Source organism: Leisingera sp., assembly GCF_034669605.1.
Classification (GTDB): Bacteria; Pseudomonadota; Alphaproteobacteria; order Rhodobacterales; family Rhodobacteraceae; genus Leisingera.
On sequence record NZ_JAXMOX010000196.1, the window covers coordinates 1 to 8,499 of the forward strand.

7 protein-coding genes and 2 pseudogenes are annotated in these 8,499 nt (G+C 59.2%); 5 read left to right on the forward strand and 4 right to left on the reverse strand.

Features of this window, described 5'->3' with window-relative positions:
• From VOI29_RS19735 to VOI29_RS19745, 3 genes are all read right to left on the reverse strand, one after another.
• A partial coding sequence (locus VOI29_RS19735; protein ID WP_416361568.1) for an ABC transporter permease occupies positions 1 to 454 on the reverse strand: 454 nt, incomplete at its 3' end.
• 13 nt (positions 455 to 467) lie between these two features.
• Complete coding sequence (locus VOI29_RS19740) at positions 468 to 1,472, reverse strand: ABC transporter permease (protein ID WP_323782693.1); 1,005 nt, start codon at positions 1,470 to 1,472, stop codon at positions 468 to 470.
• Between the two features lie 112 nt (positions 1,473 to 1,584).
• Positions 1,585 to 3,195, reverse strand: coding sequence for an ABC transporter substrate-binding protein (locus tag VOI29_RS19745; protein WP_323782696.1), 1,611 nt, complete (start codon positions 3,193 to 3,195; stop codon positions 1,585 to 1,587).
• Positions 3,196 to 3,452: 257 nt separating this feature from the next.
• Here VOI29_RS19745 and VOI29_RS19750 point away from each other — a divergent pair.
• Positions 3,453 to 4,133, forward strand: a pseudogene (locus VOI29_RS19750) (IS6 family transposase).
• Between the two features lie 55 nt (positions 4,134 to 4,188).
• On the opposite strand, the gene VOI29_RS19755 reads toward VOI29_RS19750, so the two are convergent.
• Positions 4,189 to 4,518: a helix-turn-helix domain-containing protein gene (locus VOI29_RS19755; RefSeq protein ID WP_323782699.1), complete on the reverse strand. Its 330-nt coding sequence runs from the start codon at positions 4,516 to 4,518 to the stop codon at positions 4,189 to 4,191.
• On the opposite strand from VOI29_RS19755, the gene VOI29_RS19760 reads away from it, so the two are divergent.
• The 4 genes and pseudogenes from VOI29_RS19760 to VOI29_RS19775 all read left to right on the forward strand — a co-directional run bounded on the left by VOI29_RS19760 (position 4,447) and on the right by VOI29_RS19775 (position 8,468).
• The gene (locus VOI29_RS19760) at positions 4,447 to 6,054 is read left to right on the forward strand and encodes a GMC oxidoreductase (RefSeq protein WP_323782702.1); all 1,608 of its coding nucleotides are present in this window, start codon (positions 4,447 to 4,449) and stop codon (positions 6,052 to 6,054) included. The two genes, VOI29_RS19755 and VOI29_RS19760, sit on opposite strands and share 72 nt — an antisense overlap.
• 104 nt (positions 6,055 to 6,158) lie before the next feature.
• Positions 6,159 to 6,242, forward strand: a pseudogene (locus VOI29_RS24735) (hypothetical protein); the annotation flags it as partial.
• Between the two features lie 70 nt (positions 6,243 to 6,312).
• Positions 6,313 to 6,819, forward strand: a complete 507-nt coding sequence (locus VOI29_RS19770) for an SDR family NAD(P)-dependent oxidoreductase (protein ID WP_323782705.1) — start codon at positions 6,313 to 6,315, stop codon at positions 6,817 to 6,819.
• Positions 6,820 to 7,496: 677 nt separating this feature from the next.
• Entirely contained in the window at positions 7,497 to 8,468 is a 972-nt protein-coding gene (locus VOI29_RS19775; RefSeq protein ID WP_323782708.1) for an ABC transporter substrate-binding protein, read from the forward strand.
• The last annotated feature ends 31 nt before the right edge of the window (positions 8,469 to 8,499 follow it).

An 8,499-nucleotide genomic window follows, 5' to 3' on the forward strand; every position in this document is an offset into this window, starting at 1 on the left:
AAACATCGGTAACACGCATCAGCACCGCATCAGGCCAGGAGCCCGCGTAGCCCGCCAACCCGCCAACCAGAAGGCCTAGGGTGGGCGCAATGAGGGCGACGAGCCCAACAATGTAGAGCGTGATTCGGGAACCGTGAATTAGTCTGCTTAGAATGTCCCGTCCCAGTTCATCGGTACCCAAAAGATGGCTCTCGGAGCCCGGCGGCAGCAGGCGTTGCGACAGATCCTGTGTCATGGGATCGTGCGGCGCCAATATCGGCGCAAAGATGGCTATCGCGATCAATCCCGTTACAATTGCCAGCCCCGTCATCGCGAGCAGGTTGCTCGAGATGTTGCAGCAACTGGCGTAGATGCGCATCGCGCGGGCATGGGCGCTGTTCTTGGGGTAATCCGCTGAAAGCCAACCAGATAGTTTGCTTGCCGCGGGTGCAGTGTTGTTGCCAGTGACACTCATTGTTGTTTGCTCCCTATTTGGCTCTTGGATCGACAAATCGATAGAGGCTGTCTGACAGGAGGTTCACACCGACAAATACAACGCCGACAACGATCGTCCCCCCGAGCACAGCGTTCATATCCGCCGACAACAGTGCATTGGTGATGTAAAGACCCAGACCGGGCCATGAGAATACCGTTTCCGTAAGCACCGTGCCTTCAAGCAGTGTGGCGTAGCTCAAAGCTATGACTGTGATCATAGGAATTTTGATGTTCCCAAGCGCATGACGCCAAACCACGCGCGTCTCGCTTAATCCTTTGACCCGCGCTGTGGTGATGTATTCATGACCCAATTGCTCAAGCATGAAGCTGCGGGTCATGCGGCTGATATAGGCCATGGAATGATAAGCCAGAACTGATACAGGCAGGATCAGGTGGTTCAGGGCATTCCAGAAGACCTCGAGGTTTCCGGCGATCAGTGAATCGATGAGCAGGACCCCGCTAACCTGCGGAACAAGATTCTGATAGTAAATGTCCAGCCGTCCCGGTCCGCTGACCCAGCCCAACTGCCCATAGAACAGGGCTAACCCCATGAGGCCCAGCCAGAATATCGGGATCGAAAAGCCGAATAGACCGAAAACCCGCAACAAATAATCTGGCCACCGGCCTGCATGTGTAGCGGCGACTACGCCGACCGGGATGCCGAACCCGACTCCGATGATCGTTGCCAGCGTTGCCAATTCAAGTGTTGCGGGGAACACTCGCCCGATGTCCTCAAGAACCGGCCGGGATGTCACACGCGATGTGCCGAATTCACCTGAAAATATATCGGCTAGATAGCTGATAAACTGTTTGTAAAGCGGCTGATCCAAGCCCATGTCCTGATAGACGGCTCTATAGGTCGCTTCTGACGCCTGGTCGCCGACCACGGCAAGCACCGGGTCGATCGGCATAACGCGGCCGATCAGGAATGTGATGAGCAGAAGGCCGAGAAAAGTCATCGCAATCTGCGTTGTGAGAGAAAGCCCGCGTCGCATCATGTGGTGTCATCCTTGAAGCAAGGTATGGTTGCCGAACAGGGTGTGAGTGGACGCCCGGGGAAAGCGGCCAGTCGCCGCCTCCCACTGGTGTCAGATAAATGAGGTCCAATCTTCATTTCGTGATGGTCCAGTAATACACATAGCTGATCGCACTTCCCGTCACGAACCCGGAGACCCCGTTCCGCATTCCGGTTTGTTCGGTCTGTTGGAACATCACGGCGAAAGGCGCACTGTCCTGAAAAGCCCGCTGCGCATCCTGGTACAGCGATGTTCTGATTTCCGGATCATTCTCCTCTTCCGCCCGAAGAACTTTGTCGGAAATTGACGCCGGCACCTCCCATGAATTGCGCCATGCCAACGTTTTGAAATCAGCATCGGCCGAATTATCGGGATTTTGCGCGAATGTCCCCGCGTTGGTGTTTGGGTCTGGATAGTCCGGCCCCCAAACGCCAAGATAGATCTGATGTCCGCGCGAACGGTATTTTGCCAGCTCCTGCTGAGACGCCGAGACTTCTACCTCGGCTTGAATTCCCGCCTGGGCAAGCGTGTTCTGCAAGATCTGCGCAACCTGCATTCGGTCTTGTGCGTTCCTGACAAGGATCTCGGTTTTGAAACCGTTTTCAAAGCCGGCCTCCGCGAGGAGTGCTTTTGCCATCTCCACATTGTATGAGTAAGGGGCGTCGTCGATTGCACCCAGATAAGTTTTTGGCAGGAATGTCTGGTGTGGCGTGAACTGACCGCGCAGAACAGAGTTGGCTATCCCGCGGTAATCGACCAGGTATTTGATGGCCTCAACCACCTTTGGATTGTCAAACGGCTCGACGCCCTGATTCAGCGCAATATACATCAATCGTCCGCGCAGGTCCGTGGACACCACAAGGTCGGGATTCCCTTCGATCGCTTCGATATCGGCGGGCGTCAGGTTTCTTGCGATGTCTGCGTCGCCCTGCTCCAATAGAAGACGCTGCGTTGCCGATTCAGGTGTATGCTGGACAAAGACGCTCCTGATCGCGGGTGCAAGGCGCCAATACTCCTGGTTTGCCACGAGTGCATAAAAGTCGTTGGCGCGCCAGGTTTGCAGTGAATAAGCCCCGGAACCTGCCGAATTGGTCTTGAGCCAGCTATTTCCCCAATCACCGTCGACCTCATGCTGCTTGACGAGCTCGCTGTCGACGATTGCACCAATTGTCGCGGTGAGGCAGTTCAGCACGAAGGTGGCAGCATAGTTTTTGTCGGTGGTTATTTTAAGGGTTCTGTCGTCAGTTGCTTTTATAGTAGTTTCCAGGTTGTTTTCTGAGAAACCGAACTGGCGCAAAATGAATGCTGGCGTCTTATTGAGAGCCACGGCCCTTCGCAACGAATATTCCGCGTCGAATGCTGTCAATGGATTCCCTGACGAGAACTTCACTCCCTCCCGGATTCTGAAGGTGATTGTGCGACCGTCTTCGGAGAGCTCCCACTCTTCTGCCAAGCCTGGCACGATGCCAGCGGACAGATCGTGCGGATCGAAACCGACCAGCTTGTCGTACACGTTGTTGATAAGGTCACTGCTGGAAATTTCGAAACTTTCCGCAGGATCAAGCGTCCGAATGTCGCCGATATGGGCGGCCACGACAAGTGTGTCACGGGGCGTTCCCGCCGATGCAGCGGCCGGTAGAACGCTATGTGCGCCAATACACAAGGCTGTGGTCGCCGCGAGCTTGCAAAATATCCTTCTCTTCATTTGAAGATCCCCCTCCTTAGCTGTTTCATTACGTTTTTGGGCAATTGGTCCCGTCCTCCAGCGGGTACGGGACAATCCAACCCGCCGCCTGAAGAGTTAGGTTGGCAGAACGTCAATGTGACGTATAGATTGATAGATGCGATCAAGGTGAAATTTGCGCAGTCCGATGGGCTCTGTCGCAAACGTTCTGGCGGTCTTTCGTGCCGGAGCCCTCTTGGGTATGTCATCGGAACCGGCGACGAAAGGACAACGGCAGGATGATCGGCCTCAAGGGCAGCCATTACCCGAAGGACGTGATCTTGTATGCTGTGTTTTTCTACCTGCGCTATGCCGTCTCTTTTCGCGGCCTTGAGGAAATTCTGGCTGAACGGGGCGTGGATGCCGATCACGCGACGCTAAACCGATGGGGGGGAATACGCGCCGCTGATCGCCGCCGAAATCCAGAAAAGGAAATCACCGGCCGGCCGATCCAGGCGCAAGGATGAGACCTGCATCAAGGTGAAGGGCCGGCGGTGTGACCCGTACCGGGCTGTCGGAAAACATGGGAAAACGCTGGATTTCATACTAGCCGAGCGCCGCGATGAGGCGGCCGCGACGGCCTTCTTCGCCCGCCGATCGGAACCTATGGCTGGCCTGACAAGGTGGTGATCGGCAAGAGCCCTGCGCACTTGGCCGGCTTGAACTACATGACTGTTACGCCAATCCTGGCCGGTTGGTACTGGCTGATTGAGGTCTTGCAAGTGAAACACCTCAATAACGCCATCGAGCAGGATCTCCGCTTCATCCAGAAAATCACCCGTCCGATGCGGGGCTTCAAGTCCTCCGTTGCCGCGCAGGCAACCCTGGCCGGGATCGAGACCGCACATATGAGCCGCAAAGGCCAGCTTCCTGCCAGCGGCCAGACCGCATTTCAGCCGTTCGCGGCGCTCGCGGGATAAATGTGCCCGGCCAAAGGCTTGCACGCAACCCCCAGAGAAATTTGCGACAGAACCGTCATTGGGACCCGTCTGACCCGATACTGCGATATACCGACGCTTCGAGCGATTGGCGCCGGTCGCGGCTGGGCGCGACCCCGAAACGGCTGCGATAGGTGCGCGAAAAAACCTCGAGCGAAGAAAAGCCGCAGGCAACGGCAACTTCGGTCAGAGAGATATCGGTCTGCTGAACCAATTGATGGGCTTTGGCGATGCGCAGCTCCCGGTAGGTCGCTTCCATTCCGCGCCCCAGCCGAGCGCGGAAGAGACGTTGCAAATGCCGCGGCGACAGGCCAACCATTTTCGCAAGTTCGGCACAGGAGATCGTATCTTCAAGCTGTTCCTCCATGATCGCATGCGCGCGCGCGACCGGGTCGTGAAGATGCCGGCTCTCGGTCAGGGTATGCAAGTCTTGCCCGGCAGAGGGCTGTGGCCGGGATCCCGGACGACGTCCGTCCATAAGCAGATGCTTGCCGATCTCGCTGGCAGGCCTGTTGCCGACGTCCTGGGCAATGAGATCCAGCATCATGTCAGCCGTGGCCATGCCGCCCGCCGACAGGGGAAACGCGGCGCCTCGGGTTGGAGCTACGAGGACGTATTACCCTATTTCCGGCGCTCAGAGACGGCGCCGGAAACCTCGGACCCGCTGCGCGGAACCGGCGGCCCGATCCGCGTAACCCGGCCCCGGCTGGAACCGTCCTCGCTGGCCGAGGCCTTCGTGCAGGCGGGCGGGCAAGCCGGCTATCCCGTTCTGCGGGATTTCAACAGTGCCCAGCAGGAAGGTTTCGGACCGGTAGAGCGCAGCACCTTCGGCGGAAAGAGGCAGAGCGCGTCGCGCACATATCTCGACCCGGCCCGGAGCCGCCCCAACCTGACCGTCGTGACCGGCGCGCTGGCGCAGGAAATACAGCTGAAGGGCAGCCGGGCGCAGGGTGTCCGCTACCTTCTGGGAAACAAGTCCGTCGAAGCCCGGGCCGAGCGCGTGGTCATTCTCGCCGCAGGGGCCATCGGCTCGCCGCATCTGTTGCATCTCTCCGGTATCGGACCCGCACGGGTTCTGGAGGATGCGGGGATCAAAGTGCGACACGAGCTGCCGGGGGTGGGGGAAAACCTCAACGACCACCCCGACCTGGTGATCCAGCACAGATGCCTTGAACCGGCCAGCATCTATCCGGTCACCCTCCCCAGTCGCAGCTGGCTGGCTGGGGCCGAATGGCTCATGCGCGGGACCGGTGCGGCATCTACCAACCATTTCGAGGCGGGAGGATTCGTTCGTTCCCGGCCCGGCGTCGAACATCCCGACCTGCAATTCACTTTCATGCCCTTGTCGGTGGTTCCGGGGACGGTCGATATCCGGCGGGAACATTCCTATCAGGTGCATATCGACCTGATGCGGCCCCGCAGCAGGGGCCACGTGCGGGCCAGGAGCGCGGATCCCAGACACGCTCCGGCGATCCTGTTCAACTATCTCGCCGAACCGGCTGACCTGGTGGATCTGCGTGAAAGCGTCACGATCCTGCGCGAGGTCCTGTCGCAACCGGCCCTGTCCCGCTTTCGCGGCCCCGAACTGTTCCCCGGGCCCGGCGTCAACGACAAGGCCAGTATCGACGCCTGGATCACCGAAACGCTGGAAACCTGCTATCACCCGGTCGGAACCTGCAAAATGGGCAACGAGCACGCCGAGGCCGTCGTCGTGGACCCTCAATGCCGGGTACGCGGGATCGAGGGTCTGCGCGTCGCCGATGCCTCGATCATGCCCGAAATCGTAAGCGCGAATACAAACGCAACGGCCATCATGATCGGTGAAAAGGCGGCCGATCTGATCCGCGGGATGGAGGCCCCATCCGCGGAGCTGGATGAAATGAGGGAAAGGCATTCACCTTGAGCAGCGTCCTGACGAAGACAGAACCAGGCTTTCCTGACGCAGACACCTTCCAGGGAATGCGCGAGGACCTGGCCGCGGCATTCCGGTATTTCGCGCGGCTCGGGATGCATGAATCGGTGGCAAACCACTTCAGCCTTGCGGTGTCACCGGATGGCCGGCAATTTCTGATGAACCCCCGGGGGCGCCACTTCTCTCGTGTGCGCGCCTCGGACCTGCAGCTTATCGACGCCGACGATCACGCAACGATCACGCGCCCCCATGACCAGCGAACAGCCAGTGTGCGGCCACGGCGATGCGCTCTGGAACGCCATCCTCGATACGAACCTGACTGGCGCTTTTCGCATGACGCGCGCCGTTCTGCCATCCATGATCGACGAGGGTTTCGGGCGGATCATCAACATCGGCTCAACTGCCGCCAGCGTCGGGTGGGCGGACAACCCGGCATATTGCGCCTCGAAATCCGGGCTTTTGGGTCTCACCCGCTGCGTCGCGCTCGAAGGTGCTGCGCATGGCGTCACCTGCGTCATGGTCAGCCCGACATGGGTCGAAACAGAACTGATGCGACGCGATGTGGAAGAAATCGCAGGGCGCGAAGGCAAAGGACGCACCGTGCCGCAGGCAATGGCTCAAATTGCCGCCGAGAACCCCCAGAACCGGATCATCCAACCCGGGGAAGTAGCGGATCTCCTCTCATTCCTTTGCAGCGAGGCTGCGCGCGGTCTGACCATGGAGAACATCCAGGTGACCGGAGGCGCACTCTGGTAAAGCCCTCCGTGAATTTTCCGGCGCGGCGCTATTCCGGAGAGGGTTCTCCGCTCGACCGAATTCGCCGAGTCCTGCGCGATGTGCAACACGCAACAAGCGGTATCATCTAAGGCATCGAAGCACGAGTTTTACCCCGGCGTGCAAGTACGCCCATGAGGGTTGATCTAGAATTGCACCAACGCTTCGACGGCCAAGCGCACAGCACGGTTTCGGCAATCACGGCAGAAAACGATCGGGCTGGCCGGCCCGATGCCTGGTAGAGGAGCGCTGCCAGGAAAGAATTCATTACCGATCAAAAAAGTTGCGCCAACCCGCTTTTCCATTCCTCGCGGACGAAGTCGGAAACGTCTCGCCGCTTGGAAATACTTCACAGTCGGCGCCAAAAAAGTCCGAAATCATCAAGTCGGCATCTAGCCCTCCGGACAATCGCCTGCGACGCGCGAACCGGCCAGTATATTAAGGCGCTCCCCCGCCCGGCCTTGCATCCAGAGATGCTGAGAGTAGGCGCTCTTTGTCAAGTTCACAGGTCTCATCTCGCTACGCTCGACCAAAGGCGCTGTTCGTTCCGTTTCAGGCCGCAAAGAGGAAACAGCTAGACAAAGGACGCTTTCCGGCCGGTTTCAGCTCCGACGGCAACACCAAGACCACAAACACAAGAAACGACAACAGGAGAGACTATGTTCAACGCAAAGACCTTGAGGTCGAAGCTTGCCTTCGGAACCGCCGCCTTGGCACTGGCAGGTGCGGCCGAGGCCGCAGAGCTTGGCGCCACCGACGAGCCGATCAAGCTTGCCATTAACGAATGGACGGGCCAGCATATCTCGACCCGCATCGCCGGCGAGATCCTCCGTTCGATGGGTTATGACATCGAATATGTCACCGCCGGCAACTATCCCCAGTTTTCCGCCCTGGGTGACGGCGAGCTTTCTGCGACCCTCGAGGTTTGGACCAACAACTCCGGGGATATCTATCCCAAGATGAAAGAAGCCGGTGCCATCGTCGACATTGGCCCGCTAGGGCTGACGACGCGCGAGGGCTGGATGTATCCCAAGCACATGGAAAATGTCTGCCCCGGGCTGCCCGACTGGAAAGCCCTGGTCGACTGCCAGGCCCGGTTCGTCACCGCCGACACCTTCCCTCAGGGGCGCATCCTCGCTTACCCGGCCGACTGGGGCACCCGCTCGGCCGATATCATCAAGAGCATGGCGCTGGACTATAAAGCCGTGCCCGCCGGTTCCGAGGGCGCGTTGATTGCCGAGCTGAAATCGGCAGAGGCCCGCAAGACCCCGCTTGTGATGATGTTCTGGGCACCGCACTGGGTGTTCTCGGAGGTCGAAGCCGGCTGGGTCGAACTCCCCGCCTATGACCCGGCCTGCCAGACCGATCCCTCCTGGGGCCCGAACCCCGACGCGACCGGCGACTGCGGTGTCGAGGCGCCCGGCACCATCAAGGTTGCTTGGTCGGGTTTCGAAGAGAAGTGGCCTGCCGCCTGGGAATTCCTAGATCGCTTCACCATGGAAACCTCACAGCAGGAAATCATGATGAAGGCAATCGATCAGGACGGCCAGCCCATCGACGAGGTGGTTGCCACGTGGATCGCGGACAATTCCGCGACCTGGCAACCCTGGGTCAACGCAGCCAGCAAGTAAGCGCAACATGCCCGCGGCCCCTTACCGGGTG

Bases quoted from the DNA above. Each gene is read 5' to 3' on its own strand.
- VOI29_RS19770 (WP_323782705.1), top strand. From the start codon at position 6,313: ATGACCAGCGAACAGCCAGTGTGCGGCCACGGCGATGCGCTCTGGAAC.
- VOI29_RS19745 (WP_323782696.1), bottom strand. From the start codon at position 3,195: ATGAAGAGAAGGATATTTTGCAAGCTCGCGGCGACCACAGCCTTGTGT.
- VOI29_RS19775 (WP_323782708.1), top strand. From the start codon at position 7,497: ATGTTCAACGCAAAGACCTTGAGGTCGAAGCTTGCCTTCGGAACCGCC.
- VOI29_RS19740 (WP_323782693.1), bottom strand. From the start codon at position 1,472: ATGATGCGACGCGGGCTTTCTCTCACAACGCAGATTGCGATGACTTTT.
- VOI29_RS19755 (WP_323782699.1), bottom strand. From the start codon at position 4,518: ATGGAGGAACAGCTTGAAGATACGATCTCCTGTGCCGAACTTGCGAAA.
- VOI29_RS19760 (WP_323782702.1), top strand. From the start codon at position 4,447: ATGCCGCGGCGACAGGCCAACCATTTTCGCAAGTTCGGCACAGGAGAT.